We start from the raw sequence: 26,345 nt of genomic DNA, 5'->3' as shown, positions 1-26,345 counted from the left end.
TTTAAAAGTTATTATTTCTTATTTAATAAATATAAATCTCTATAAAGACGGTCACGATGAGTGGTACCTATGGGATTCATATTAATCTCCTCAATTTTTTCGATTCTATAATCTGAAAACACTTTTTGCATAGTATCGAAATCTGCCGGTAAATTTAGTAATAGAAATTCATCTGTTTCAGGCTTCAGGTATTTTTTTCCATCCCAGAGCACCTTGATGGGCTGGCCATATTCCCAAACCATCTCCGGACTAAAAGATCTGAATTCGTATACCGGTTTATCTATATCTTCTCTAAAATAATCTACTACCAGTATACTTTTATAAGATGGATTCAATTCCATTTTTTTCAATACCGGCAAACCAAAGAAAATTATGCTGATTATAAACCAAACACTCAGATAGAAAACAGGTTTAATTCTTTTCAGTTTTAAATAATAAAGCATTAAGACTGCAATACCGGCCAGGCAAAAAGAGGCCATTATATACCATGGCCATATTAATGCAAATTGCTCGTTTAAATAAAATAAACCGGCAACCGGAACAAAAAGACCAATAAAGGCGATCAGTCCGAAATTGAAATTTACCACCCATCTTTCTTTAATTGGGATCATATCAAAACGCCTGAAAAGATATTCAATATAAAAAGCGGTATTTAGAGCTAAAGGAATAAGTACCGGCAACAGGTATCTGGATTTTTTTTCCGGAATAACAGATAAAAGGATAAGAGCTCCCAGTGTCCAGAATAAAGTGAATTTATATCCGGATTTATTGAAAACCCTGTTTTTTAAATATGGGTACAATAATCCCACAAAAGCAGGAATCGTCCAGATACCACTTTGTATTACAAAACTCCAGTAATAGTAGAACGGTCTAACATTATAATCGAGCCACCTTCCAGTTTCCCTATCGGTAATTTTAGCGACAGCCTGGGTATCAAAATAATATACATAAAGGCTCCATGAAGCTGAAAGCACTATTGCAATTAAAAGTGCAATCAATAAAGCTTTCCAGTATTTATAAAAATTGCTGTAATTGTAAACCACTCCATACGCGATAAGAAAAGGAAGCAGTAATGCATACATGGAAACAGGACCTTTACTAAGAAAGGAGCATCCTATACAAACACCCGCAAGTATGGCATTTTTATACAAGGAACCCGTCTGGTTCAGGATATTATAAATGCAGTAAATAGCCATGATCATCCAGGCATGCGTATGAATGTCCCACTGCCCGTCCCTGCCAGAAAAAAGTATATAAAAGGAAGTTGCTCCAATTAATCCTGCTATAAATGCAAATTTCCGGTGTGAACTGATTCTCAAACCAAGTTTATAAATAAAGATAACTGTTAGAGTCCCCATAATGGCTGCGGGAAGGCGTAAGGCAAATAAACTTTTTAACCCGAATAAAAACATGCTAAACGCCGTTAGCCATGTAGGCAAAGGTGGTTTCTCATACCTGGGCTCATTATTAAGTGTGGTAAATATCCAATGATCAAGATTGATCATTTCCCGCGCGGTAGCGAAATTTCTGGCTTCCATAATATTCACCGGCAATGCGTCCAGGTTTACAAAAAAAATGGCAATACAAACCAGAAATAACAAAAGAAGGTAATTATCCTTTAATTTCATTTTTATGGATATAAATATTTCTAATATACATGATCATTCCAAAGCCATGCCCCGCAAGTAATACCGGGTCTTCCCTGATTATCGCATAGGCAATAATTACCCCAGACCCTAATAAGCTTAATAACCAGAAACCAATTGGCAGACTAGAGGTTTTCCTTCTTTCGGAATATAACCATTGGTATAAAAATCTTAAAGTAAAAATTATCTGTCCAATAGATCCCAAAACCAGCAGCCAGAATGGGATTTCTTCATTTCTGAATAATCTCGCTGCATCATATTGATTGTTATTAAAACCATAAACCACTATTAGCAACGGAAATATCCATAAAAATATTCTTAGGGATTTGGGAAATTTCTGCCATTCTCCCTGTAGCTGAAGGTTACGGATATATATGAAATAAGTGAGGGTCTGCCCCATCATAATTGCAAAATCATCTCTTAAATAACCATATACGAAAAGTAGGAAAGAAGCCAATAAACTTACATGCCAAAACATGATGGGGGTAATGATCCTCCTACTTTTTTCTGAAAGAAACCACTGCAGGATCATTCGACCTGAAAAAAGTAACTGGGCTATGAATCCCAAAGAATAAACCAACCAGTTATTCATTATACTTAAAGAGTATTGATATTTGAATTATGTATTAGATGCTCGCAAATAGATTCAATAAAATCATATTCCATCAGCAAGTTTTGGCTAAAATAATACTATTTACTTAACCCGATTTAGGTCTTTCATCGATTAAAAATAGCATATCAAAGAAAAAAAGATCCGAAGTTCCATGCAACTCAAAATTCATTCTATATTTGATCTGCCCAATCTATTTTATTTCCCTGCTTAGCTAACTATAAAATTGAAGTTATGCTAACAATCCAGGATTATAATCTTGATACCGAAGATGAATTTAAGCAGATCTGTAGTGTAAAAGACTGGATCGAAAATATTCATGATTCCGGTAATTTCTTTCAGTTGCCTTTAAGAACCCTTGAGTTAATTCGCAGGTTCAATAATTTATATACCGAGGTTTTTGAAAACAAGGAAACATCTGCTAGTATAATTAATCAATTATTTATCACGGCAAGAAGCCTGGAAACAGATTTAGTGAGACAGAGTTAAGCAACAAAAAACTTAGTATATTAAGAATCAAAGACTTCCCTTAGGAAGTCTTTCTTTTTTTAAAAACCTTGAATTTTTTCAATAAAAAAACATTGCATAATCTATAAAGTGGCTTATATTTGCAACCGCAAAACGGTGGCATAGCTCAGCTGGATAGAGCACCTGCCTTCTAAGCAGGCGGTCCCAGGTTCGAATCCTGGTGCCATCACGAAAAGCCTTTCTTTATGAAAGGCTTTTTTGTTTTAATACTTTCTGGGTGATTAGAAAATCCTCAACAATAAAAGGCTATTAATTCTTATCCAACCTAATTGGTTGTATGAGAAAACGATAGTTCAGAATTTAGAAATGTGTTTAAGACTTTTTATAGACCCTATAGTTGATATAGTTCTTCTTCATCCATAAATAACCAAAACAATCCATTAGTGGTTTTACCAACCTGTTCCTCAAACCAAATTTTGCAGTACCGGCTAGCCTTGGATAATGTCTTATAGGTACTTGTTTTATCCGCCCTCCCTGCAATAATATCATTGCAGGAAGAAAACGATGTAATCCTTTAAACATCGGGATCCTTTTTGCATAATCTGTTCGGATAATCTTTAATGGGCAACCTGTATCATCCATACCATCATGGGTAAACCAGTTTCTTACCGTATTGGCAATCAACGAAGATAAATTCTTTATTCCCGAATCTTTACGTTCATGCCGGTAACCATTTACAAGGTCGCAGGTATCGATCTCTTCCAGCAAAAGGTCAAAATCAAAAGGATCTGTTTGCAGATCTGAATCTATATAGCCGGTTAAATTAGTAGTGGAATGATCAAAGCCAGCTTTGATTGCTGCACTCAAACCACAATTTTTCTCAAAGCTTATAAAACTAAAATTAGAATTTCTTTTACAGATATCTTCCATTAGTTTTTCAGAATTATCGCTTGAACCATCGTTCACCATTAATATTTTACAATTAATGCGACAACTTAAGATATATTCATTCAGCTTCTCCTCTACTCTAAGCAAATTCTCTTCCTCGTTATAAACTGGAACTATGATGGTCAGGCTATTATCCATTCTTCTGAAATTTAGCCAAAAATAGAAGTTTAAAGTAAACTGGCAATGATGCTAATACAAACCTGAAACCCATAAACAATTGAAATTTTATGGAATACTATGTTTTCTGCGAACTATTCGGTTATTTTACCTGTCTTTTAAACTATAATCGAATTTATGAACGTATTGGTAACCGGGGCAGCAGGTTTTATTGGTTCTCATTTTGCCGAAAAGATCTCTGAACATGGTTTTAAAGTCATTGGTCTTGATAATTTTTCAGACTATTATAGCAAGGATCTGAAAGAGAAAAATGCCCGCGATTTAAAGTCCAAAGGTATAAAGGTTATCAGGTTCGACCTGTGTGATGAAGGTTTAGGTAATATCATTCAGGATGAGATCCATTATATATTTCATTTTGCCGGGCAACCGGGTATCTCTTCAAAATCGACTTTTGAATCTTATTTTCAAAATAACTTCATCGCCACAAATAACCTTCTGAATTTTGCTTTAGAACAGAAGGATTTAAAGTTATTTGTAAATTTAAGCACTTCTTCTGTATATGGTAAATACGCCACCCTGGCTGAAGACGATGAAACCAAACCGGTTTCAGATTACGGAGTGACCAAGTTGGCCGCAGAACAACTGGTATTATCCAAATCCCGTTCAAATCTCTTAAAAGCATGTTCTTTAAGGTTATTCTCGGTTTACGGCCCCAGGGAAAGACCCGATAAATTATTTACCAAGCTTATTGATTGTGCGATCAACGATAAAAAATTCCCGCTTTTTGAGGGCAGTACCGCGCATATAAGAAGTTTTACCTTTGTAGGAGACATCGTAGATGGTATCCTTAGCGTAATAGGGAAAGAAAATATTTGCAATGGCCAGATCTTTAATATTGGTTCTGAAAATGAACATACTACCCAGGAGGGAATTGAAAATATAGAAAAGATCACCGGGAAGAAGATCAAATTTGAACATCTACCCAAACGTCCAGGAGATCAGCTACGCACTAGTGCCAACATAGAAAAGGCTAGAAAGCTTTTAGGCTACGATCCTAAAACCACGTTCTATGAAGGTTTACAAAAACAGACTGAATGGTTTAAAGGAATTTGAAACTTTAATTTACCGGTCTGGAATTTTAATGATTTTGCAATTGATATAAAGCTCAAAGGAAAATAAAGCAATTTTTAAAACCATTATCTTCTCTTCATCTAACCTGTAGAAAGAATTCTTTATCAAAGTAGTTTATCAGATTCGTGGGTTGAGTGAATAAAAAATTTAAATTTCATTATATCAAACTCAGGGAAATGATGGTTTTTTTGTCGTGAAAGAAGTTTAATTGCTCATTTATGAAAATCATTTTATAACAGACAGCCTAACAAGCTGTCTTTTTTATTAATTTTAAATAACCTTCTTACAGGAATTCTCCCCAACTGATTTTATTAGGCGTTTCATCACCCCATTCTTGATTACCGCATAAGATATGGATATAATACGTATCATAAACCTTATTCTAATCGCCGGGGTGGTTCAGGGCTTCGTGTTCAATATTTATACGATTTATATTAGTCGTAAAAAGCCTGGCTGGGCAGTAATTTACCTTAACCTTACAGTGCTGGCACTTTCCCTTAACAATCTACAGGCCTGGTTAATTGAAATTAGTTTCTCCTCTAATAACTTCTATTTCGAACATTTATTGGTTCCATGGTATTTGTTTATTCTCCCTACCTTTCACGCTTTCCTTATCAACTATCTAAGAATTAAGGATCGCGTAAAAAGTTTTATGCGGTTGGCTTTTAATATATTCACTGCCGAGATCCTTATAAGATCTATATGCATAGCTTATGTTTATTTCCGGGGTCCCTACCAGGATATTAGCCTGATTACAAATTATACCATATTTGAAGAAATTTTCAACGCCTTGTTCAGCCTTTATATTTTTTTTAAATGTGTACAGATAGTTTTTAAGGGCCAGGAACTCTACTCCTACATACTGAAATTCGATAAAATTTCCTGGCTCCGAATTTTCCTAAGGCTGGGCGGATTCGTTTTCATACTCTGGATCGTAGCCATCATAGGACATAATATTACAGGAAATCAAATACTCAATTATCCGCTTAGACTGGGAACTTCCATCCTTATTTACTGGATTGGTTACCAGGGTTTTTACCGTTATCACAAAGTGAAAGACCGTATCTCCATACGAAGATCGCTTGAGGAAAATTCAGCTTTAAAATTAAATGATGAGAAAAGCAGGGCTTTAGAGGAATTATCAACTGAAGTGAATTCTAAAATGAATGAGGAATTCCTGAAAATTGACAAATATCTAATCGACAATCAAAGCTATCTGGATCCTTCGCTAAGCCTGGATAAACTGGCAGAAGAAATGGATCTGAGTCCGAGTAATCTTTCCCGGATTGTAAATTCCTTTAGCGGACATGGTTTTCCAGATTATATTAATTCACTTAGGATTGAACAGGCCAAAAAACTTTTGAGGGATGATGATTTTTGCATGTATACAGTTGTTTCGATAGGTTTAGAATGCGGGTTTAATTCCAGATCTACCTTTTATTCTGCATTTAAAAAATTTACCTCCACTACTCCTACTGAATATAGAGAATCTACCTGATATTTATTTTCACTAAATTAGGTAGTACAACCGGCCAAAATGGATCTTACCTCGATCTTGAATTATATTTTAATTATAGCTGCCTTGCAGGGCATTGCTTTTAATATCTTTACTATCCATATTTCCCGGAGAAAGGTGACCACCGCCGTCATTTACTTGAACCTTACCGTCCTGGCTCTATCTCTTAATATTTTACAAGCCTGGTTCTTTAGCGATCATCAACCCGATAATTTCATCCTCAGGAATATTCTTTTTTCCTGGGATTTACTCATTTTACCTTTTTTTCACGCCTTTCTTGTCTATTACCTTAGAATTGAAGACAGAATCAGGATCTACGTAAGGTTAAGCATTTTTCTATTCCTTTTCCTCCTGGCCTCAAGAATGATAAATATTGCAATATCTAAACAGTTCTGGCCTGGAGATGCTAATGAAATACTCCTTCACTATACCAATCTGGAGGAGATATTTATCGCTGGTTTTAGTTTGTTCATCTTTATTAAGTGTTACCAGCTCTTATTTACAAAACAACATTCTTATACCTATATCCAGAAATTCGATGATATAAGCTGGTTGCGGAGAATGTGGAAGGTGGGGATATGTATGTTCCTTCTCTGGATCATTGCCATAAGTCTATTCAATTTTACAGGAAATGTCACCGGTTATCAGGTTCTCAGGCTCGGACTTTCCGGCGTTATTTATTGGATTGGTTATCAGGGCTTTTTCAGGTATCATAAGGCTAATGACCGCATCTCCATTAGAAAGTCTATTTCAGCGAATAAAGCCATACAAATTGACAAAAGCAGATCTATAACAAACATAGAATCTAAAAATGAACTTTCCTTAAAACACCAGGCAGATTTTGAAAAGGTAGATCGGTATTTAATCGAAAAACAACGTTTCCTTGACCCCAACCTGGGCCTGGAGGATCTCGCTGAAGAAATTGAAATGAGCAGCACTCATCTGTCCAAGATCATTAATAATCACAGCGAATACAACTTTTCAGACTATATCAATTCCCTGAGGATAGAACAGGCTAAAAAATTGCTTAAGGATAAGGAATTCTGTAAGTATACCATCGTCGCCATAGGTCTCGAGTGCGGATTCAATTCCAGATCCACATTTTACTCTGCTTTCAAAAGGTTCACTTCCCAGACCCCTTCAGAATACAGGGACGTCTGTTAGTGTCCGGATTTTTTTCTGGACGTCCAGAATCTTACAAATCTCTAAAAATCGGGATATGACCCTGTGCATCTCATTATAAATTTGGGTTAATAATCGATGTGAGATGTCCTCCCCACCTTCATCATAAATAGGAAAATCATGGTTTTAAATATATCAAAAATATGGCTGACGATATTCATCTTAAGTCTTGCTTTGATCCAGGTAACTTCAGCTCAATCGAGCGAGTTAAAATTTAATATTCTGAAAAAAGATAAGAACATAGGTGTTCTGAAAATTTATAAATCTGAATCTTCACCTTTTACAGATTACCAGGTCACCAGCAATGTCGAAGTTTCTATTATAAAAAAATTTAAGATTAAAGCTTCTGAAAGTTATAGGTATAAGGATGATTTACTTGTCTATTCCGAATTAAAAAGGTCTATAAACGATAATATAAAAGATTCAAAACTTCTAAAATTAAAGGTGAATAAATATATCCTGCAAAATGGTGATAAAAGCACCATTTTGGATGAACCTGAAATAAATAATAACCTGGTACGCCTATATTTTACAGAACCTTTAAAGATCGACAGGGTTTATTGTGATAACCAGCAAAGAATGCTGGACATTAAAAATCTAGGTGAGAATCGATATAGGATTGATTTCCCGAATGGTGTATCAAACATTTTTCATTACAAAGCAGGAAAGTGTGTAAAGGTAGACGTAGCAGGTAGTTTTTTCCAGGTTAAGTTGCTAAGAGAATAGATGCCGAATCATCATAAGGATTAATTCTAATTTCCAATTTTCAAAAATTGTCACTCATGAAAACGCAAATCGAACTAGACGAAGTTTTACAGAACTCCCCGAATTTATTGCTATATGTTGCACCAATATTAATTGGCCTGGCATTATTTGAGGTAATTCTTGGCATAAGGCATAATAAGAACAGGTATGAAGGTAAAGATTTCCTAACTTCTCTATTCATTGGCCTGGTACATTTGGTAGAAGGCATTTTTACCAAAACGGCATTTTTTATACTAATCATATGGTTATATAATATAGTCCCATGGAGTATTCCTGTGAACCTTGCCACATCCATTTTGTGTTTCATAGTACTAGACTTCTTAAGATACTGGTCGCATAGGCTATCTCATGAGATAAACTTTTTATGGGCGACTCATGTTACTCATCATAATTCTACACAATTTAATTTATCTACGGCCTTCAGGCAATCCTGGACCCAAGGAATTAAAATAGTATTCTATCTCCCTGTAAGCCTATTAGGGTTTCATCCGGTGATATTCTATATCGTTCATCAGCTAGCACTTTTATACAGTTTTTCAGTGCATACCCAGACCATCAAAAAGTTACCAAAATGGTATAGCTATATATTTGTAACACCATCCCATCACAAGGTACATCATGCCAGAAATTATAAGTACCTGGATAAAAATTACGGATCGGCATTAATTATCTGGGACAGAATATTCAACACGTTTCAGGAATTAGACGAAAATGAAAAACCAGAATTTGGAATATTAGATCAGCCTAAAACCTTCAATCCAATCTATTTAGTTTTCCATGTTTGGATAGATATTTTCAAAAAAATGGCTTCCGTACGATCTTTCGGGGAACGCTGGGATATTCTTTTTAAATCTCCGGGTGAGGTAAAGAATGGAACCTATTTAAGACAAGCTAAGTCTGAGTTCTCAAAAAATTGAAAATCAAATAATACTTAAATAATAAGATATGTGTAGTCTAAAAAATTCAAGTTGTAAATGCAAAAATTGCAAACACAACAATCGAAGAAAAAGCATTCAAAATGAATGGAAAAGCTTAAAAGCTCTGGATAGATTTGGTGAAAAAAGGACGAATGAGTTAAGTACTTAAGCCATTCCTATTTAACTTTAAAAGACCATTGAAATTACTAATCGCTTTTCTTATGAAATTCAGTACCTTATTTCTAATAATTACAATGACTGCATTTTCCATGCATAGCTTGGGGCAGTCATTTTTTGATGTTGGAAATCTGTCGTATGAAAATGTCAACTATAGGCCAGGCAGCGAGCAGAATTATAATGTTGTTAAGTTTTCGGCCAGGCTCAACTACGGTCATCAAATAAAGAATGAAGATTACCTGCTTGTATTCTATTCCGGCGAGATCTTTAAATTTCAGGACATTAGTATAGCCGGAGACGACTTAGATCTTTACGCCAATTTTATAGGAGCCGGTTATCTTCATTTCTGGAAAAATAAAAAATGGAGCCTGTTGACTCAGGTGCGATTTAAATTCAATTCAGATGAATTCAATCCACTCATCAAATATGCCCAAACGGGAGGCTGGTTTCTGCTTACTAATAAAAGAAGTGAAAAACTGAACTTTTTCGCCGGGATGTATTTTAACCAGGAAGTTGAAAAAACTCTGATATTTCCCATAGGTGGACTACACTGGATACCTAATAACAAATGGAATCTTTATGTTCTCATCCCCTCCAATATCAGATTTGAATATATCCTGAAAAAAGAATGTTGGTACACCGGTATTGAAAGCGACTGGACGTTGAACTCCTACCGGGTTCATAAAAATCCGGGGATTTACTATTTCCGGAAAGAAACACTTAATACCTCTGTTTTTATAGAAAAACAATTTTCTAAAAGCATAGTAATTTTTGGAAAAATAGGGAACTATCAGCTGAATGATTTTGAAGCTTATGATCTTCAGAATAATCTGATTCCGAATTCCAGCCTCGACTCAAATCTTATCGATAACCTTAGCTTACAGGTGGGCATGGCATTTCGTCTCCGGGATTAGGGATTCAGTTACATCAGAAATTAATTAAAATTTCAATTGTATTTAGTGATGCCCCTTACCCGGCACAATCACTTAACAAACTCAAGACAAACCGGAGTTTTGATCTGAAATACAGGTTCCTGAGGCTTGAGCTTGCCGGTATTTTCATTGATCTTATAGGTAGTGATATTTCCGGTATCCTGGCTGGCTGCATATAAATATTTGCCATAAGGTGAAATAGCAAAATTTCTGGGTGTCTTTCCGGCCACCGGTACATAGTCTACATGTGAGAGTTCACCAGAATCCTGATTGATCTCAAAAATGGCGATACTGTCATGGCCCCGGTTGGAAGTATAAAGGTATTTACCTGAAGGATGTATATGTATATCTGCTGCCGAATTTGAATGCCTGTAACTTTCCGGCAAGGTTGAAATATCATTAAGGTGCTCTAGGCTTCCATCATTTTTTACCCGGAATGCACTTACCGTACTGTTCAATTCATTGACCGTATATACAAAACTACCGTTCCTGGAGAAACTTATATGACGAGGGCCTGCACCATCCTTAAGTTTTATAAATTTCTGGCGATGTGGCTCGAGGGTACCATTCATATTATTGAAATTGTAGATCCAGACCATGTTATTCCCCAGATCGGCGATGTAGGCATAACGATTGTCACCACTCACTTTTACAGAATGGGCATGCGCAGATCCTGAGTTCTCAAGTTTCAATTCCTGGCTTTTGATTAGCGAACCATTAGAAGTAACCTTGTAAACCATCACAATTCCTCCAAGGTAATTACTTACAAAGGCAAATTTCCCAGATCTGTCTAGAGCTATATGACATGGTGCCAAACCACCGGTACTTAGTTTTCCAATGTTTTTTAGCGATCCATCATCCTGTATTTCGAAAGAATATACAAAACCTGAATTCGCGTCTGCCGGGCCAAGCTCACTCACTGCATATACATACTTTCCCATTTTGCCTGCTTTGACAAAAGATGGGTTGATTAATTCTGCCGCGGTACAAACGAAAGTTAAATGACCGGTATCAGAATTTTGATCCAAAAGATAAATTCCCAGACCCTTACCATCCACGTGGCCTTCCTTTTTAGTATAGGTGCCTACGTAAATCTTATTTAACGAATCCTTTTTTTGCATGAGATCACCCTGGGCATGAGAAGGATTAATCAGGCACAAACCTAACAAACAAATAATTAAATATCTTCCCATAATTTCAGATTTAAAATTCACAACCACTTCTTCCTTTTAAAGTACCACAGCATCAGCAAGAACACCACGATCATGACTCCCCAAAGTACATAATAACTATACCTCCATTGAAGTTCTGGCATATATTCGAAATTCATTCCGTAGATACCGGCTATAAAAGTTAAAGGGATAAAAATACTCGCCATGATAGTTAGCACCTTCATCACTTCGTTCATTTTATTACTAATGGTAGTCATATACATATCCATTAAACCCCAGATCATTTCCCTGTATATATCTATATTTTCAGAAATTTGAATAATATGGTCATACAGATCCCTGATAAAATTTCCGGTGTTTGCGTCAATTAGTTCAGAATCCATCTTTTCCAGGCGACTTACCACCTCTCTCAATGGGAAAACTGCCCTTCTAATCCTTAGAATATTACGCTTAAGATCCTGAATTTCAAAAGTTATATCATCACTGGGTCTTGATGTAAAGAGACTTTCTTCCAGGGCTTCGATTCGATCGCTCATATCATCTATCACCAGAAAATAATTATCGATGATAGAATCCAGCAGTGCAAACATGAGGTAATCTGCGCTTCGGCTTCTTATCCTTCCTTTGGCAGTTTCTATTCGCTCCCTGATAGGCTCAAAGACATCTCCATCTGCCTCCTGAAAAGTGAGTACATAGTTTTTACCCACGATCATACTTAAATGTTCATTCTCTATTTCTCCATTCTTATAGTAAAGCATTTTGGCCACTATAAACAGGTAGTCCTGATATTCCTCTATTTTGGGACGCTGGCCTGTGTTTACGATATCTTCCATAACTAAGGGATGAAGCTCATAATAATCACCCAATTTCTCGATCTCCTCTACATTGCTTAATCCATCTATATTGAACCAGGTAATACTCTTTTCGTCTGTATACTTAAAAGCATCTTCGGGGGTTGTAGAACTAAATCTTTCATAGCGGTCGGCATTATAGTCTATAACATCGAGTTTCGTTTCTACCGTTTCCTTGTTCCCCACGTAGGTCATGGTTCCCGGAATCTGGTTGGCAGATTTTGTAGTCTTGGGACGCCTTAACATTAATTTTCTCCTTTTGGCCATGGACAGTCTTATATTTTTATAAATGTAAGAATAATCCGCTAACACAATAGCAATAGGTGCAATTCGCTCATCCTTTTCTAAAAATTTCAGGCGGAAAACAGCGTAAAGTTTGGCCATTAATCTGCGCTTAATTTTACCTTTGTAGCTATGAAAGAAACCGTGCTGTTAGATACCCTGAAGGAGTACTTTGGATATGAAAGTTTTAGACCTTTACAAAAGAAAATAATTGAGTCTGTTTTTAAGGGAAAAGACAATCTGGTAATTATGCCAACTGGTGGTGGAAAATCCATTTGCTACCAGTTACCGGCAATCTTACTTCCCGAGATCACTTTGGTAATTTCACCTTTGATCGCTTTAATGAAAGATCAGGTGGATGGAATAAACGCCAATGGTGTTCCCGCGGCATTTTTAAACAGTAGCCAGGAAGAAGCAGATAAACAGGCTATATTTCAAAGAATAGATAAAAAGGAGATAAAATTACTTTATGTAGCTCCGGAAAGTCTTCAGTTCGTGGATAGATTTCTAACAGACGGTAGGGTTAGCCTTATTGCCATAGACGAGGCACACTGTATCTCCAGCTGGGGACACGATTTTCGTCCTGCCTATACCCAACTGGGATATTTAAAGAACCGCTTTCCCTCTACCCCGGTTCTGGCCCTTACGGCCACGGCAGATAAAGCTACAAGAAACGATATTTGCAAACAGCTGAATATTCCCAACGCCAAAAAACATGTGGCTTCTTTTGACCGGAAGAATCTAAGCCTCGAGGTTAAACCTGGCATTAAAAGATTTGAACAGATCTCAGATTTTCTAAAGAATCGCAAAAATGAAAGTGGAATCATCTACTGTCTAAGCCGTAAAACGACAGAAGAACTGGCTTCAAAACTTAAAGCCAAAGGATTTAAGGCTGAAGCTTATCATGCCGGTCTGGACCACCTGGAGCGATCACAGATCCAGGATGATTTCATAAATGATGAAAAGCAGATCATTTGTGCTACTATCGCCTTTGGTATGGGGATCGACAAATCGAATATCAGGTGGGTAATACATTATAATATGCCTAAGAATCTCGAAGGATATTACCAGGAAATTGGAAGGGCTGGAAGAGATGGCTTAGCTTCAGACACGCTTTTATTCCATAGTTATGCCGATGTGATCCAGCTTCAGAAATTTGCTTCAAATGCAAAAAATGAAGAAGTTCAGCTGGCCAAGCTGGATCGTATGAAACAATATTCTGAAGCTCTTAGCTGCAGACGAAAGATTCTTTTGAGTTATTTTGGGGAATACCTGCAGGAAGATTGTGGAAATTGCGATATCTGCAGAAATCCCCCGGAATTCTTTGAAGGTACGATCATAGCTCAAAAAGCTCTTTCCTGCATATTTCGGTTGAAAGGCAGTGAGCCAATTTCAGCAATTATCGATGTATTGCGTGGTTCCCAAAATGAAGTGGTAAGGCGAAATAATTACCAGGAGCTCAGTACATATGGAATTGGAAAGGATATTTCCTGGAATCACTGGCAGCAATACATTATACAGCTTATCAACCTGGGTTATGTAGAGATCGCTTTCGATCAAAACAACCATCTTAAACTAACAGAACAAGCAAAAAAGGTACTTTTTGAAAAAGAACAAGTTTACCTCGCAGATGTAAAAGAAAGAAAAGTAAAGGCGCAAAAGGATACAGCCGCGATCACTGAAAATTCTTTATTTGAAAGATTGCGAAAAGTGCGCCTGGAAATTGCCCGTGAAGAAGATATTCCCGCATACCTTATATTCAACGATGCGACCTTAAAGGATATGGAAAAACAACGTCCCATGTCAGATTCAGAATTTATGCTTATTAATGGAGTGGGAAGAAAAAAGATGGAAGATTATGGCTTTAGGTTTATTAAAGAGATCATAGCTTTTAGCAAGGAAAAAAGAGAAACCAAACCTCGTAAAAAAACAAAAAAAGGTAATACTTTGAAGGAGACACTTAACATGTATAAGCGGGGAATGAGCGTTGAGGAGATCGCCCGGGAGCGTGAGGTTGCTAAAAATACTATCTTCACTCATCTTATGAAATTATATGATGAAGGTGAGGAGATCAATCTGCATCAATTCGTTCCCAACTCTGAACTGAAATCCATTAGAAATGCTCAAAAAGAATTGGATAATCCCAATTCATTGAAAAGTTATTACGAACATTTTGAAGAGGCCATCCCTTATGAAACCATCAAAATATCACTGAAGATATTGGAGAAAGAAAATCTGAATTAAGCTTAGAGCAATTATTCAAATTCAATTTTATTTAAAATTAATCCGGATGCCGGGGCGATATAATCCATTTGTAATTCAGGTGTCTCGGGTTTAAGGCTATTCTCAATGTCTTCAAGACTTAATTCTCCCCGGCCTGCTAAAACGAGGCTACCCATCATGAGACGTACTTGATGTCTAAGGAATCCGGCAGCATGAATATGAAAAATATAGGATTGTTCCGGAAAAAAATTGGCGGTATACTCGGTATTTTCCACCAATTCAGATTTTAACATCTCCCTTTCGAAGGTGCTGTTTTCTGAAACTCTGACGCAATAATTTTTAAAATTATGTTTTCCCTGGAATAATTTAGCTGCTTTCTTCATCTTTACTATATCCAGATCCTCCTGAAAATTTGCCATAAAGGGAGCGCAGAAAGGATGGAATTTATCCCCTACGCTAAATAAATAGGAGTATTCCTTGGTTTTGGAATGCTGGATGATGTTGAATTTTTCATCCACCGTTTCAATGCTTAGAGCTCGTATATCCTGAGGCAAATTCTTGTTAAACTCAACTAGAAATTCTTCCAGATCTTTCAAGGGTTCATGATCAAGGAAGAGTTCAAAAGCAGATTCCTCGGCAGATACCATGGCATCTGTCCTACTGGTACCAAGAATTTTACATTTAGCGTGAGGCATTACCCAACCCAGGGTTTTGGTGATTAGTCCTTCCACAGTTTTTACGTCTGGCTGTTTCTGCCACCCGTGTAATCGATATCCTAAATACTGGATCTTTACTAAATAGTAAAATCTTTTCCTGAACAAATCTTGAATTTTGGCCAAATATATTGATTAATAAGTAGAATGAATTCTGATCCAGAACTAACTGCAGGACCTTATCTGAAAAGTGATCTATTAGAAATTTATGCCTGATTTATTTTTTATATTGCTGTTTCAAATCTCATAAAAATGAACAGAGCCCTACTTCTAATATTCCTTTTGCAGATTTTCTGTTTTCAATTAAATTCTCAAACAGAAAAGGAAAAGCTGACTTCAGAAGAGTATGACCGGGCTGTGAAGTTTCTGGAAGGGAATACAGATGATCTTATTTATAGAAAATCTGTAAATCCTACCTGGCTGAATGAAAAGTATTTCTGGTACCAGGTCTCCACTCAGGCAGGGCCATTGTATGTCCTGGTTAATGTAGAAAACGGAGAAAAAAGAGAATCAAAAGATCTTGAAGTTTTACTGGATGTTAAAGATCTTCCCAACGAAAAAAGCCGGACATATATTCCGAATACCGAAATGGTTTCACCAGACGGTAACAAGGTTGCCTATATCAAAGCATGGAACCTGTGGATGAGGGATCTCACAACCGGCAGGGAAACTCAGCTTACCACAGATGGTATTGAAAATTATGGTTACGCGACAGATAACGCCGGCTGGAAAAAAAGCGATAAACCCGTACTTTTATGGTCTCCAGATTCTAAGAAGATCGCCACCTATAGACAGGATCAAAGACATGTAAGCGACATGTACCTCGTTACAACCAATATCGGGGCTCCAAAGCTCCAAAAATGGAAATATCCCCTGCCTGAAGATGAAAAGGCTATTCAAATTGAGCGGGTCATCATCGATACAGAAAATAATGAGGTAATTAAATTGAAAATACCATCAGATCCACGGCGGGGAACTCTCTGCGATAACATTAATTGTTCAGGTTCTTTTGATGATAATGAGTGGAGTAACGATTCCTCAAGATTATATTTTGTTTCAACATCCCGGGACCATAAAATAGCAAAGGTTCGGGTGGCAAATTCCATCACCGGTGAGGTGCGCGAAATATTCGAAGAAATAGTGCCTACCCAATATGAATCAGGACAGGAAAAGATCAATTGGAGTTATCTGGATGATAAGGATGAAATCATTTGGTATTCAGAAAGGGATGATTATGGTCACCTGTATTTGTATGATGCATCCACAGGTAAACTCAAAAACAGGATTACTAAAGGTGAATTCGTTGTTACCGAGGTTTCTTATATTGATGAAAAAAAAAGGCGAATTTATTTTCTTGCCAATGGAAAGAATAAAAACGAAAATCCATATTTCAGTCATCTATATTCGATTGATCTCAATGGCCGTAATTTAAAGGAATTAACTCCCGAAATTGCCAATCACAGCATCACCTGGTCTCCGCAAAAAGAATATTTTATTGATAATTATTCGACGCCCACCCTGCCTAATACGGCAGTTTTAAAAATGAAAAATGGAAAAATAATCGCTAAACTTGAAGAAGCTGATATTTCCGCTTTATTAGCGGCCGGTTGGAAGGCACCCCAGGAGTTTGAAGTGATATCTGCCAACAAACAATGGGACCTGTATGGTTTAATGTTTACCCCAACTAGTCTTGATAGCACTAAAAAATATCCGGTAGTAAACTATATATACCCCGGACCGCAGGGTGGAAGTATTAAAACCTGGTCATTTGATTCTTCCCGCAGAGATCACCAGGCTTTAGCAGAATTGGGTTTTATTGTGGTTGCAATTGAAGGAACCTGTAATCCGGGCCGTTCAAAATCTTTCCATGATGCCTGTTATGGCAGTCTTTCGGAAAATACTTTACCAGATCAGATTAGCGGAATAAAGCAACTGTCAGAAAAATACCCTTATTTAGACACAACAAGGGTTGGTGTCTGGGGTCATTCCGGTGGTGGTTCAGCCAGTGTTGCCGCCATGTTTAAATATCCGGAATTTTACAAGGTGGGAATTGCCGAATCAGGAAATCATGACAACCGGAATTATGAAGATGACTGGGGAGAAAGATATATTGGGTTAATGGGGAAAACCCCTGACAGTGCTTCTGCTTATATCAAGGATGCTAATGCTCAATATGCACAAAATCTCAAGGGTAAGTTGATGCTAGCCCACGGTGCTATGGATGACAATGTCCCTCCCTACAATACTTATCTGGTGGTTGATGCCTTAATTAAAGCAAATAAAGATTTTGACCTCATTATTTTCCCGCATGCACGACATAGTTTCGGCGATGATTTTTACTATATGATGCGCAGAAGATGGGATTATTTTGTTGAACATTTACAGGGCGCCACCCCTCCAGCTAATTATAAAATTGACCTGATCAAGGAATAAATAAAATAAGATGATGAAAGAACCTGATATTATCGAGATGAAAGCAAAAAAACTGGTGGGTGTTAGTCTTCACACTAGTTTGGCCGATGATAAAACTGCGGTTTTATGGAAAAGATTTATGGACAAGAAAGATAGTATTGATAATACCAAAAGTCAGGATCTATTTTCTGTACAGGTTTACGACGATGGTTTTATTTCGGGACATTTTAATTCCCAGTCTGTATTTGAAAAATGGGCCGCTGTAGAGGTTGAAGATTATTCCACAATCGATGAAGGCCTTAAAGGATTAAAATTACCTGCCGGCCTGTATGCGGTGTTCACTCATGAAGGCACTTCCAGGCAATTTTCAGACACCGCTAAATTTATTTTCGAAGACTGGATACCATCCTCAAAGTACAGCCTGGATGACCGCCCCCATTTTGAAGTTCTGGGTAAGGATTATAAAGGTCCTGACAATCCTGAATCTAAGGAAAAGATCTGGATTCCCATTAAGGAAGACTAATTCAAAAAAGCCTTTAAACACCCATAACCTAAATTTAAAAGCTATTAGCGTTCCAGATCAATTTGAAGGCTTTCTTAATACTCCTGATATTTTTCAGGATAGGTTTTCATGTAACTATAAGACTTTTGAATTTCCAGAAATTGAAATAACAAAAGAGATCATTGCAGAGCTAGAAGAGTTGGAACATCCCAGGAATTCTGTCCTGGGAAAAAGGATGGAGAGTTTCTTTGAGATCGCAATTCGCCATAGCAAGCGCTATGACCTAACAGCTTCTAATATACAGATAATCGACCGGAAGCAGACTCTGGGAGAACTGGACTTTCTTATCTTCGACCACGAAAGATCAAAAACGATACATGTAGAGCTGGTTTATAAACTTTATATCTATGACCCTTCTTTTGAAACTGAAATTAAACGGTGGATTGGACCCAACCGCCGGGATAGTTTTTATGAAAAACTGGAAAAACTAAAAACGAGGCAATTTCCATTAATATTCAAACCAGAAACTTCAGAATATTTAGACGACCTGGGTATTGAGGTCAATGAAATTGAACAACAACTCTGTTTTAAGGCTCATTTATACCTTCCGCAAAATTCCAGGACAAAAAATGCTATTGGAGTGATGGGGAATTATTACAATCTTACAGATTTTCAAAATATGCCATGGAAAGACCATTTGTTTTATAGTCCGAAAAAGAAAGAATGGAGCTGCAGCCCTGAAAAAAACCAAAACTGGTACTCTTATCCTGAGTTGATGGATAACATTCAATCAATGCTGGCGGATAAAAGATCACCCATGGTCTGGATGAAAACCCAAACCGGATATCATAGATATTTTATTGTTTGGTGGTAATTGATCTTTGAATGATAAACAACGAATAATATATGCAGGAATTATTACAGGATATTAATCTTCTTTATCTGGTCATTCTTTTTTTTGCGGGTATTATTTCATTTACGATCTCTACGGTATCTGGCGGCGGCGGAGCTTTGATCCTGGTACCACTTGTAAATTTTATGCTGGGAACCATTAAAACAGCGCCCATCATCAACCTTGGTACTTTCATAGGGCGACCGGCGAGATTGATCCTGTTCTGGAAATATATAAACTGGAGCGTTTTCTTATACTATGTTCCGGCGGCTATGGCTGGAGCCTGGGTGGCGGGATGGTTTTTCACTAAAGCCGAATCTTCCTGGCTGCAGATCCTGGTTGGGATCTTTTTAATAAGTACCGTTTTTCAATACAGGTTTGGAAAAAAGGAAAGATCATTCCCGGTAAAACTATGGTTTTTTATACCCCTGGGGTTTATAGTCTCCATCCTGGGAACTATCGTGGGAGGTCTTGGTCCTGTGCTTAATCCTTTCTATTTGAATCTTGGACTGGACAAAGAAGAATTGATCGCTACCAAGACGGTAAATTCTTTTTTCCTGGGAATCTCGCAGATAGGTAGTTATGCTTTCTTTGGTTTATTACATAACGAATTATGGATCTACGGAATCGCTTTGGGCCTGGGAACTATTATTGGTAATATCATCGGAAAAAAATTCCTTTCAAAAATGAAGAACAGCAACTTTAGGAAGCTTCTGATATTCTTTATGGTATTGAGCGGAATTTTGATGATCTATAACCAGCTGAAATAATTTAAATTTAATGATCATAACAAAATAAAAATATGCAACCCGCTTTCAGGGAAGCCATTAAAGCCTCCTATTTCAGTATTTTCGGAAATGCATTCCTGGCAATCGTGAAAGCGATTACTGGAATTTTCGGAAATTCTTATGCCCTGATTGCCGATGCAATTGAATCAACTACAGATGTTTTTAGCTCCCTGCTGGTACTTTTAGGCTTAAGATATGCCACCAAACCTGCCGATAAAAATCACCCGTATGGTCATGGCAAGGCAGAACCCCTTATTACTTTCATGATAGTTGGTTTTCTTATCGTCTCAGCAACTATTATCGCTTACGCCAGTATAGAGAATATCCAGACTCCACATGAAGTCCCTGAACCTTATACGCTCATAGTACTGGCTGTAATCATAGTGGTGAAAGAGATCTTTTATCGTTTTATTTCTAAAAAAGGCACAGAAACAGATAGCACGGCCCTAAAGGCCGATGCCTGGCACCATCGCAGTGATGCGATTACCTCATTAATGGCTTTTATTGGCATTACTGTTGCCCTGGTTATGGGAAAAGGTTACGAAAATGCAGATGACTGGGCAGCTTTGTTTGCTTCAGGTTTTATCTTTTTCAATGCCTATCTCATTTTCAGACCTGCATTGGGTGAGGTAATGGATGAACACAGATATATGGATATTGAAATGCAAATAAGAAAAATTTCAATAGCGCATCCAGGGGTTATAGACACCGAAAAGTGTTTTATCCGGAAGACCGGGATGACTTACCATGTAGACCTTCATATCGCAGTAAAATCAGACATCAGCGTAAAAACCGGCCATGATATTGCTCACCGGGTCAAAGATGAGATCCTTGAAAATATTCCGCAAATCGCAGATGTCCTTATCCATGTGGAACCTGATGATGAACTTTAGAAAGGATTCCCGGTTCACTTTTGATTTTCTTTCAGATTAATTAAGAAACATTTAGCACAAACGAGCGGCTGCCGGCTTTGATGTCGCGCGGTTTAAGCGTATATTAATCTGTATAATTAACCGAAATAAATAAAGTTATGTCGATGATCAATGAAAAAGATTTTAAGGAACTGGCAAATTATAAAAACGAGATTTGCGTATCCATTTTTATTCCTACCCAAAGAGCTGGAAAAGAAGTTTTAGAAGGCAAAAACAAAAAGCATTTACATTCTAAATGGGTGCAGATTAGAAAAGAATTAAAAGAACAGAATGTTCAGGAAAATGTCATAAACAACATAGCAAAGCCTATAGAAAATCTACTGGAAAACCGGGATTTCTGGCGTCATCAGTCAGATGGTCTGGCGATCTTTGCCTCAGAAGACTATTTTCAAAATTATACTCTCCCTGTAAATTTCGATGATTATCATTATATATCTGAAGAATTTTATGTGAAACCTCTGGTACATGCCATGACAGGAGATGGTAAATTCAATATTCTGGCGATCCAGCTGGAAGATGTAAAATTATTTGAAGCATCAAAGTACAGCATTGCTCCCGTAGAAATAGAAGATCTAACTCCTTCCAGACTGGAAGAAAGGGTTGGTTTTGATTATAAGGAAAAAGCCCTTCAGTTCAGGACTCAGGGAGAAGGAGGTGAAAAGACTCAATTTCATGGCCATGGAGGAAGTGAAAGAGATGAAAAAACAGAGATAAAACAATTCTTCAGAGCTGTAGATCAGGGATTAAAAGAATATCTGAACAGGGAAAAATTGCCACTGGTAGTTTATTGCCAGGATTATATGTTCCCTATTTATAAAGACGCTAATACTTATAATCATTTGGTTGATGCCGTGATTCCCGGTAATCCAAACGATTCAGATCTTATGGGAATACATCAGAAAGCAATTGAGGTAATGGAGCCATTTTTAAATGATACGCGGGACGAAAAAATTGAAAAATACAAGGAGCTCAGTTCTACAGAAAATACCACTTCAGCCATCAGCGATATAATTGCTGCGGTGCATCAGGGAAAAGTTGATACTCTTTTTATTGAAAACAGAGCCGAAGTCTGGGGCGATTATAATGAAGAAAATATGAAAGTGGAGTTTGCCGAAAATAATGAAAATGGAAGTACTTCATTATTAAATCTTGCCGCCAAGAAAACCATTGAGATGGGTGGAAAAGTCTATCTGGTAGAGCATGAATTCATGCCGCAGAAAAAATCTAAAATGAACGCATTATTGAGATTCTAGCATGAAACCGGGCCTGTAACTAACTTACAGGCCCTTTTTAAGATATTTTATTCTCGAAAAGAAGGGACTAATATTTTAATCTTTACATTAGTCGCCCAAATAAAACATAATTAATGGAAACTAATTTAGCTGTACTTATAGACGGCGATAATATACCTTCTGCCCACGTAAAGGAGATGATGGAGGAAATTGCCAAATATGGCAACCCAACAATTAAAAGAATTTATGGAGACTGGACCAAACCGCATCTAAACAAATGGAAAAATGTCCTTTTGGAGAATGCCATACATCCCATTCAGCAATATGGCTATACCCAGGGAAAAAATGCGACAGATTCTGCAATGATCATCGATGCCATGGATATTCTTTATTCAAACAAGGTTGACGGGTTCTGCCTTGTATCCAGCGATTCAGATTTCACCCGTTTAGCTACCAGGCTTAGAGAAGCCGGAAAAAAAGTGATCGGGATAGGAGAGAAAAAAACTCCGGATCCATTTATTGTTGCCTGCGATAAGTTCATATATATTGAAATCTTAAAGCATAATACCAAGGAATCTGAGAACGGAAAAAGCAGGGAGAAGGATAATAGAAAACAAAATCTGGATAAGATCACACCTAGTGTGGTTAGGCTTATCTCACAAACGATTTCTGATGTCGCCGACGAGGATGGATGGGCATTTTTGGGCGATGTGGGAAGTTTGCTTCAGAAAAAGCAACCTAATTTTGATTCCAGGAACTACGGATTTCAAAAGCTGACTCCCATGATCAATTCTATAGATAAATTCGAGATAGAATCAAGGGAGAACTCCAATTCAAAATTCAAGCTTATTTACGTGAGAAATAAGTAAGATATACCAATGAGGAATATAAAGAAACTACATAAAGCAGAATACAGGCCGATGGGTGATCTTGAGACCTGGTCTCCCTTACCCACTGGTAATCTGCAAATGATAGATCCTTTTATATTTCTAAACCATCATGGCCCACAGGTCTATCCCCCAAATAATAACGGGCTTCCCTTTGGACCACATCCGCATCGTGGTATAGAAACGGTCACTTTTATCCTTGACGGCGATATAGCCCATAAGGATAGTGATGGGCATTACAGTGTGATAGAAAGTGGCGGAGTGCAGTGGATGACTGCTGGTCGCGGCCTTTTACATTCTGAGATTTCTTCAGATGATTTCAAAAAAGAAGGAGGTCCACTGGAGATCCTGCAATTATGGGTTAATCTCCCCAGGAGGCTAAAAATGATGCAACCGCATTACCGCGGATTACAGGAAGACAAGATTTCGATCTGGCAGAACGAGGAAGAAACTATTAAGGTCCAGGTAGTTTCCGGGAATTTTAAAGGAATAAGAGGAGCTTTTGATACTCCAACCTCGGTAGACCTTTCCCTGGTACATTTTGAAAAGGATTCCAAAATCCAGCTGGAGATCCCAAAATCCCATAATATTTTCTTTTATGTTATTAAGGGCGAACTGGAAGTGAACGAGATCAATGTTCCAGAATTACACCTTGCAGAATTTTCCAGAAATGATGAAAAGCTGAATATAATAGCTAAAGAAAAAAGTATTCTACTACTTGGTCACGCAGAACCTTTTAATGAGAAAGTGGTCTTTGGAGGACCCTTCGTGATGAATTCTGAGGAGGAAATCAGGCAGGCGTATGAAGATTACAGATCTGGTAAAATGGGAAGCTGGGAAGAATGATTTTAAAACAGATTATTACGAACTGTTCGGAAACCATTTCAATTTTGAATAAAAAAGTAAAACTCCCGGGATTCGGGAGTTTTTTCTTAATGTCTGTTTTCTAAAACCTTAACAATGTCCTTTAAACCAAATCCTTTAGCTTTCAGAAGGATCAAATAGTGAAAAAGAAGGTCGGCACTCTCATTTAAAAAGAGATCATCATTATCATCCTTTGCTTCGATCACAGTTTCTACAGCTTCCTCCCCTACTTTCTGAGCGATCTTATTAATGCCTTTATCAAAAAGTGATGTTACATAACTGTTCTCATTTTCCTTACGCAATTGAGGCTCTGTTTCACTTAATTTCTGTCGGTTGGCAATAATACCTTCCAGTTTTGAAAGAAAACCATAGTTAGCGGTATTTTCTTCAGCCCAGCAGGTATCAGTGCCTTTATGACAAACAGTACCTTCAGGATCTACTTCCACCAGAAGTGTATCATTATCGCAATCCAGCTTTATATTAACCAGGTTTAGAAAATTACCACTTTCCTCGCCTTTGGTCCATAATCGCTCTTTAGTCCGGCTATAGAAAGTAACTTTCTTTGTTTGATTGGTTTTCAGGAAGGCTTCCTCATTCATGTAGCCTAACATCAATACCTTTCTGGTATTTGAATCCTGAATTATTGCCGGGACTAAACCATCACTATTCTTATTGAAATCTATATTCATAATTTTTGATTCTTATTCGAAAAGCTATTTTTAATTGCGTCATGCTGTCCCGAAGCTTCGGGAGTTTCAGCATCTGTTGAATTCATATATAATTTTGAGACCCTGAAACAAGTTCAGGGTGACGGCTTAAAAGATTATTCTTATTGAAATCTATATTCATCTTAAATTTATTCTTTATGTCATCCTGTCTCGAAGCTTCGGGAGTTTCAGGATCTTTTGCTTTCTGAGATGCTGAAATAAATTCAGCATGACGTTAAATTATATTCTCACCGGTATTCCGGCTGTTTTTAGTTGGTTCTTGAGATCTGAGATCTCTATTTCTTTAAAATGGAAAACACTGGCAGCTAAAGCCGCATCTGCTTTACCTTTCTGGAATGTATCCTGGAAATGCTGAATATTTCCTGCTCCTCCAGAAGCAATAATAGGAATATTCAGTTCCTCAGACAGTCTGGCCAGAGCTTCATTGGCAAAGCCATTTTTGGTACCATCATGATCCATTGAAGTAAAGAGAATTTCTCCTGCTCCGCGAAGCTCAACTTCTTTAGCCCATTCAAAAAGATCAAGATCGGTAGGAACTTTCCCCCCTACAAGGTGAACTTTCCATTTTCCATCGATATTCTTTGCGTCTATGGCCACCACTACACACTGACTTCCAAATTTATCGGAAAGCTGGTTAATTAGGTCAGGATTTTTGACTGCGGAAGAATTAATAGAAACCTTATCTGCTCCATTCTTAAGCAATATATCAACATCTTCTACTGAAGAGATTCCGCCACCCACGGTAAATGGGATATTGAGTTGCTCAGCGACGTCCAGAACAAGCTTAGCCAGGGTTTTTCGTTTTTCTTCGGTAGCCGAAATATCAAGGAAAACCAGTTCATCCGCTCCCTTCTCGGCATACGCCGCGGCGAGTTCCACCGGATCTCCCGCATCTCTAAGGTCAATAAAATTGACTCCTTTAACTGTCCTTCCATTTTTGATATCAAGACAGGGTATAATTCGTTTCGTTAGCATCTTATGAATTTTGAAGTTGGATCGACGAGCGACGAGTGAATCTTTTTATTTGATAATCTGAATTTTTCATATTCTTGCTTTTACTTTTTTTATCGAAGCAACGCTAATAGCAATTAACTCATCCGACTCTTTTATGAGACGCTGAATTTCTTCATGATTATTCTCAAAAGTTTCAAATAAAAATTCAAGCCAGAACTGACTTTCATCTGCTTCTTCTTCTACAATTTTCAATTTATTTATAAAATCTCTGTCAGATTTAGCACGATTAGCAGCTCTATAATTTGCCGCAACTGAACTTGATGACCTTATTAACTGTCTAACTATAGCATCACATTCCCTGGTCTTTGGAATGAGTCGGCATAAATTCCAGCATTCCAAAGCAAAGGTTTTGGTTCGTTTTTTTAAATCCTGCATTATTTCTTTTTAAAACTTTACTGTTCGCTTTTTCTTCTATTTTTCATCGTTCATCGTTCATCGTTCGTC

General features: G+C 37.3%; 25 protein-coding genes and 1 tRNA gene. 17 read left to right on the top strand and 9 right to left on the bottom strand.

The window, feature by feature from the left end:
• Positions 1–11: 11 nt before the first annotated feature.
• Entirely contained in the window at positions 12–1,628 is a 1,617-nt protein-coding gene (locus FGM01_RS00535; protein WP_143409174.1) for an ArnT family glycosyltransferase, read from the bottom strand.
• Positions 1,612–2,238 carry a lipid-A-disaccharide synthase N-terminal domain-containing protein gene (locus tag FGM01_RS00530; RefSeq protein WP_143409173.1) on the bottom strand — a complete coding sequence of 209 codons (627 nt, stop codon included), beginning with the start codon at positions 2,236–2,238 and terminating at the stop codon, positions 1,612–1,614. Before FGM01_RS00530 ends, FGM01_RS00535 begins: the two co-directional genes overlap by 17 nt.
• A gap of 252 nt (positions 2,239–2,490) precedes the next feature.
• On the opposite strand from FGM01_RS00530, the gene FGM01_RS00525 reads away from it, so the two are divergent.
• Both FGM01_RS00525 and FGM01_RS00520 read left to right on the top strand, forming a co-directional pair.
• On the top strand, positions 2,491–2,745 hold the full coding sequence (locus FGM01_RS00525) for a hypothetical protein (protein ID WP_143409172.1): 255 nt from the start codon (positions 2,491–2,493) through the stop codon (positions 2,743–2,745).
• Positions 2,746–2,879: 134 nt separating this feature from the next.
• A tRNA-Arg gene (locus tag FGM01_RS00520) sits at positions 2,880–2,953 on the top strand.
• Positions 2,954–3,096: 143 nt separating this feature from the next.
• On the opposite strand, the gene FGM01_RS00515 is transcribed toward FGM01_RS00520, so the two are convergent.
• A complete protein-coding gene (locus tag FGM01_RS00515) occupies positions 3,097–3,810 on the bottom strand; it encodes a glycosyltransferase (RefSeq protein WP_143409171.1) in 714 nt (237 codons plus the stop codon).
• A gap of 156 nt (positions 3,811–3,966) precedes the next feature.
• Between FGM01_RS00515 and FGM01_RS00510 the strand changes: the two genes are divergently transcribed.
• From FGM01_RS00510 to FGM01_RS00485, 6 genes are all read left to right on the top strand, one after another.
• Positions 3,967–4,902, top strand: a complete 936-nt coding sequence (locus FGM01_RS00510) for an NAD-dependent epimerase/dehydratase family protein (RefSeq protein ID WP_143409170.1) — start codon at positions 3,967–3,969, stop codon at positions 4,900–4,902.
• 370 nt (positions 4,903–5,272) lie between these two features.
• Positions 5,273–6,418 carry a helix-turn-helix transcriptional regulator gene (locus tag FGM01_RS00505; RefSeq protein WP_143409169.1) on the top strand — a complete coding sequence of 382 codons (1,146 nt, stop codon included), beginning with the start codon at positions 5,273–5,275 and terminating at the stop codon, positions 6,416–6,418.
• A gap of 39 nt (positions 6,419–6,457) precedes the next feature.
• Positions 6,458–7,600 carry a helix-turn-helix transcriptional regulator gene (locus FGM01_RS00500; RefSeq protein ID WP_143409168.1) on the top strand — a complete coding sequence of 381 codons (1,143 nt, stop codon included), beginning with the start codon at positions 6,458–6,460 and terminating at the stop codon, positions 7,598–7,600.
• A 138-nt stretch (positions 7,601–7,738) separates the two neighbouring features.
• Positions 7,739–8,344, top strand: coding sequence for a DUF6134 family protein (locus tag FGM01_RS00495; RefSeq protein WP_143409167.1), 606 nt, complete (start codon positions 7,739–7,741; stop codon positions 8,342–8,344).
• Between the two features lie 56 nt (positions 8,345–8,400).
• A complete protein-coding gene (locus FGM01_RS00490; protein ID WP_143409166.1) occupies positions 8,401–9,300 on the top strand; it encodes a sterol desaturase family protein in 900 nt (299 codons plus the stop codon).
• A 221-nt stretch (positions 9,301–9,521) separates the two neighbouring features.
• A complete protein-coding gene (locus FGM01_RS00485; RefSeq protein WP_143409165.1) occupies positions 9,522–10,391 on the top strand; it encodes a DUF6268 family outer membrane beta-barrel protein in 870 nt (289 codons plus the stop codon).
• A 68-nt stretch (positions 10,392–10,459) separates the two neighbouring features.
• Here FGM01_RS00485 and FGM01_RS00480 read toward each other — a convergent pair whose 3' ends face one another.
• Together FGM01_RS00480 and corA are read right to left on the bottom strand one after the other, a co-directional pair.
• Positions 10,460–11,602 carry a lactonase family protein gene (locus tag FGM01_RS00480; protein WP_143409164.1) on the bottom strand — a complete coding sequence of 381 codons (1,143 nt, stop codon included), beginning with the start codon at positions 11,600–11,602 and terminating at the stop codon, positions 10,460–10,462.
• Positions 11,603–11,619: 17 nt separating this feature from the next.
• Entirely contained in the window at positions 11,620–12,699 is a 1,080-nt protein-coding gene (gene corA, locus FGM01_RS00475) for a magnesium/cobalt transporter CorA (RefSeq protein WP_143410315.1), read from the bottom strand.
• A 147-nt stretch (positions 12,700–12,846) separates the two neighbouring features.
• On the opposite strand from corA, the gene recQ reads away from it, so the two are divergent.
• Complete coding sequence (gene recQ / locus FGM01_RS00470) at positions 12,847–14,958, top strand: DNA helicase RecQ (RefSeq protein WP_143409163.1); 2,112 nt, start codon at positions 12,847–12,849, stop codon at positions 14,956–14,958.
• 11 nt (positions 14,959–14,969) lie between these two features.
• Here recQ and truA read toward each other — a convergent pair whose 3' ends face one another.
• Positions 14,970–15,758, bottom strand: coding sequence for a tRNA pseudouridine(38-40) synthase TruA (truA, locus tag FGM01_RS00465; RefSeq protein ID WP_143409162.1), 789 nt, complete (start codon positions 15,756–15,758; stop codon positions 14,970–14,972).
• A 144-nt stretch (positions 15,759–15,902) separates the two neighbouring features.
• Between truA and FGM01_RS00460 the strand changes: the two genes are divergently transcribed.
• The 8 genes from FGM01_RS00460 (at position 15,903) to FGM01_RS00425 (ending at position 24,141) form a co-directional block, all read left to right on the top strand.
• Positions 15,903–18,083 carry a S9 family peptidase gene (locus FGM01_RS00460; protein ID WP_143409161.1) on the top strand — a complete coding sequence of 727 codons (2,181 nt, stop codon included), beginning with the start codon at positions 15,903–15,905 and terminating at the stop codon, positions 18,081–18,083.
• 10 nt (positions 18,084–18,093) lie between these two features.
• Positions 18,094–18,585, top strand: a complete 492-nt coding sequence (locus tag FGM01_RS00455) for a GyrI-like domain-containing protein (RefSeq protein ID WP_143409160.1) — start codon at positions 18,094–18,096, stop codon at positions 18,583–18,585.
• Positions 18,488–19,438, top strand: a complete 951-nt coding sequence (locus tag FGM01_RS00450) for a DUF1853 family protein (protein WP_143409159.1) — start codon at positions 18,488–18,490, stop codon at positions 19,436–19,438. Before FGM01_RS00455 ends, FGM01_RS00450 begins: the two co-directional genes overlap by 98 nt.
• A gap of 32 nt (positions 19,439–19,470) precedes the next feature.
• A complete protein-coding gene (locus FGM01_RS00445; protein ID WP_143409158.1) occupies positions 19,471–20,226 on the top strand; it encodes a sulfite exporter TauE/SafE family protein in 756 nt (251 codons plus the stop codon).
• Between the two features lie 32 nt (positions 20,227–20,258).
• Positions 20,259–21,137, top strand: coding sequence for a cation diffusion facilitator family transporter (locus FGM01_RS00440; protein WP_143409157.1), 879 nt, complete (start codon positions 20,259–20,261; stop codon positions 21,135–21,137).
• A 137-nt stretch (positions 21,138–21,274) separates the two neighbouring features.
• Entirely contained in the window at positions 21,275–22,429 is a 1,155-nt protein-coding gene (locus FGM01_RS00435) for a baeRF7 domain-containing protein (protein ID WP_143409156.1), read from the top strand.
• 113 nt (positions 22,430–22,542) lie between these two features.
• Positions 22,543–23,277, top strand: coding sequence for an NYN domain-containing protein (locus FGM01_RS00430; RefSeq protein WP_143409155.1), 735 nt, complete (start codon positions 22,543–22,545; stop codon positions 23,275–23,277).
• Positions 23,278–23,286: 9 nt separating this feature from the next.
• Positions 23,287–24,141: a pirin family protein gene (locus FGM01_RS00425; RefSeq protein WP_143409154.1), complete on the top strand. Its 855-nt coding sequence runs from the start codon at positions 23,287–23,289 to the stop codon at positions 24,139–24,141.
• Positions 24,142–24,227: 86 nt separating this feature from the next.
• Here FGM01_RS00425 and hisIE read toward each other — a convergent pair whose 3' ends face one another.
• From hisIE to FGM01_RS00410, 3 genes are all read right to left on the bottom strand, one after another.
• On the bottom strand, positions 24,228–24,848 hold the full coding sequence (gene hisIE / locus FGM01_RS00420; RefSeq protein ID WP_143409153.1) for a bifunctional phosphoribosyl-AMP cyclohydrolase/phosphoribosyl-ATP diphosphatase HisIE: 621 nt from the start codon (positions 24,846–24,848) through the stop codon (positions 24,228–24,230).
• A gap of 258 nt (positions 24,849–25,106) precedes the next feature.
• Entirely contained in the window at positions 25,107–25,862 is a 756-nt protein-coding gene (gene hisF, locus FGM01_RS00415; RefSeq protein ID WP_143409152.1) for an imidazole glycerol phosphate synthase subunit HisF, read from the bottom strand.
• A gap of 66 nt (positions 25,863–25,928) precedes the next feature.
• Positions 25,929–26,276, bottom strand: coding sequence for a four helix bundle protein (locus FGM01_RS00410; RefSeq protein WP_208012697.1), 348 nt, complete (start codon positions 26,274–26,276; stop codon positions 25,929–25,931).
• Positions 26,277–26,345: the final 69 nt, after the last annotated feature.

This window comes from Christiangramia sabulilitoris (assembly GCF_007050985.1).
Lineage (GTDB): Bacteria > Bacteroidota > Bacteroidia > Flavobacteriales > Flavobacteriaceae > Christiangramia > Christiangramia sabulilitoris.
The sequence above is the reverse complement of the archived record's forward strand: the minus strand, read 5'-3'. Positions and strand labels throughout refer to the sequence as shown.

What these genes read in the sequence shown, in the direction of transcription:
- FGM01_RS00450 (WP_143409159.1), top strand. Translation starts at nt 18,488, where the DNA reads ATGACCGCCCCCATTTTGAAGTTCTGGGTAAGGATTATAAAGGTCCTG.
- FGM01_RS00485 (WP_143409165.1), top strand. Translation starts at nt 9,522, where the DNA reads ATGAAATTCAGTACCTTATTTCTAATAATTACAATGACTGCATTTTCC.
- recQ (WP_143409163.1), top strand. Translation starts at nt 12,847, where the DNA reads ATGAAAGAAACCGTGCTGTTAGATACCCTGAAGGAGTACTTTGGATAT.
- corA (WP_143410315.1), bottom strand. Translation starts at nt 12,699, where the DNA reads ATGGCCAAAAGGAGAAAATTAATGTTAAGGCGTCCCAAGACTACAAAA.
- FGM01_RS00430 (WP_143409155.1), top strand. Translation starts at nt 22,543, where the DNA reads ATGGAAACTAATTTAGCTGTACTTATAGACGGCGATAATATACCTTCT.
- FGM01_RS00515 (WP_143409171.1), bottom strand. Translation starts at nt 3,810, where the DNA reads ATGGATAATAGCCTGACCATCATAGTTCCAGTTTATAACGAGGAAGAG.
- FGM01_RS00490 (WP_143409166.1), top strand. Translation starts at nt 8,401, where the DNA reads ATGAAAACGCAAATCGAACTAGACGAAGTTTTACAGAACTCCCCGAAT.
- FGM01_RS00460 (WP_143409161.1), top strand. Translation starts at nt 15,903, where the DNA reads ATGAACAGAGCCCTACTTCTAATATTCCTTTTGCAGATTTTCTGTTTT.
- FGM01_RS00535 (WP_143409174.1), bottom strand. Translation starts at nt 1,628, where the DNA reads ATGAAATTAAAGGATAATTACCTTCTTTTGTTATTTCTGGTTTGTATT.
- FGM01_RS00410 (WP_208012697.1), bottom strand. Translation starts at nt 26,276, where the DNA reads ATGCAGGATTTAAAAAAACGAACCAAAACCTTTGCTTTGGAATGCTGG.
- FGM01_RS00440 (WP_143409157.1), top strand. Translation starts at nt 20,259, where the DNA reads ATGCAACCCGCTTTCAGGGAAGCCATTAAAGCCTCCTATTTCAGTATT.
- FGM01_RS00425 (WP_143409154.1), top strand. Translation starts at nt 23,287, where the DNA reads ATGAGGAATATAAAGAAACTACATAAAGCAGAATACAGGCCGATGGGT.
- FGM01_RS00500 (WP_143409168.1), top strand. Translation starts at nt 6,458, where the DNA reads ATGGATCTTACCTCGATCTTGAATTATATTTTAATTATAGCTGCCTTG.
- hisIE (WP_143409153.1), bottom strand. Translation starts at nt 24,848, where the DNA reads ATGAATATAGATTTCAATAAGAATAGTGATGGTTTAGTCCCGGCAATA.
- FGM01_RS00530 (WP_143409173.1), bottom strand. Translation starts at nt 2,238, where the DNA reads ATGAATAACTGGTTGGTTTATTCTTTGGGATTCATAGCCCAGTTACTT.
- FGM01_RS00525 (WP_143409172.1), top strand. Translation starts at nt 2,491, where the DNA reads ATGCTAACAATCCAGGATTATAATCTTGATACCGAAGATGAATTTAAG.
- FGM01_RS00435 (WP_143409156.1), top strand. Translation starts at nt 21,275, where the DNA reads ATGTCGATGATCAATGAAAAAGATTTTAAGGAACTGGCAAATTATAAA.
- FGM01_RS00480 (WP_143409164.1), bottom strand. Translation starts at nt 11,602, where the DNA reads ATGGGAAGATATTTAATTATTTGTTTGTTAGGTTTGTGCCTGATTAAT.
- hisF (WP_143409152.1), bottom strand. Translation starts at nt 25,862, where the DNA reads ATGCTAACGAAACGAATTATACCCTGTCTTGATATCAAAAATGGAAGG.
- FGM01_RS00510 (WP_143409170.1), top strand. Translation starts at nt 3,967, where the DNA reads ATGAACGTATTGGTAACCGGGGCAGCAGGTTTTATTGGTTCTCATTTT.
- FGM01_RS00455 (WP_143409160.1), top strand. Translation starts at nt 18,094, where the DNA reads ATGATGAAAGAACCTGATATTATCGAGATGAAAGCAAAAAAACTGGTG.
- FGM01_RS00495 (WP_143409167.1), top strand. Translation starts at nt 7,739, where the DNA reads ATGGTTTTAAATATATCAAAAATATGGCTGACGATATTCATCTTAAGT.
- FGM01_RS00505 (WP_143409169.1), top strand. Translation starts at nt 5,273, where the DNA reads ATGGATATAATACGTATCATAAACCTTATTCTAATCGCCGGGGTGGTT.
- FGM01_RS00445 (WP_143409158.1), top strand. Translation starts at nt 19,471, where the DNA reads ATGCAGGAATTATTACAGGATATTAATCTTCTTTATCTGGTCATTCTT.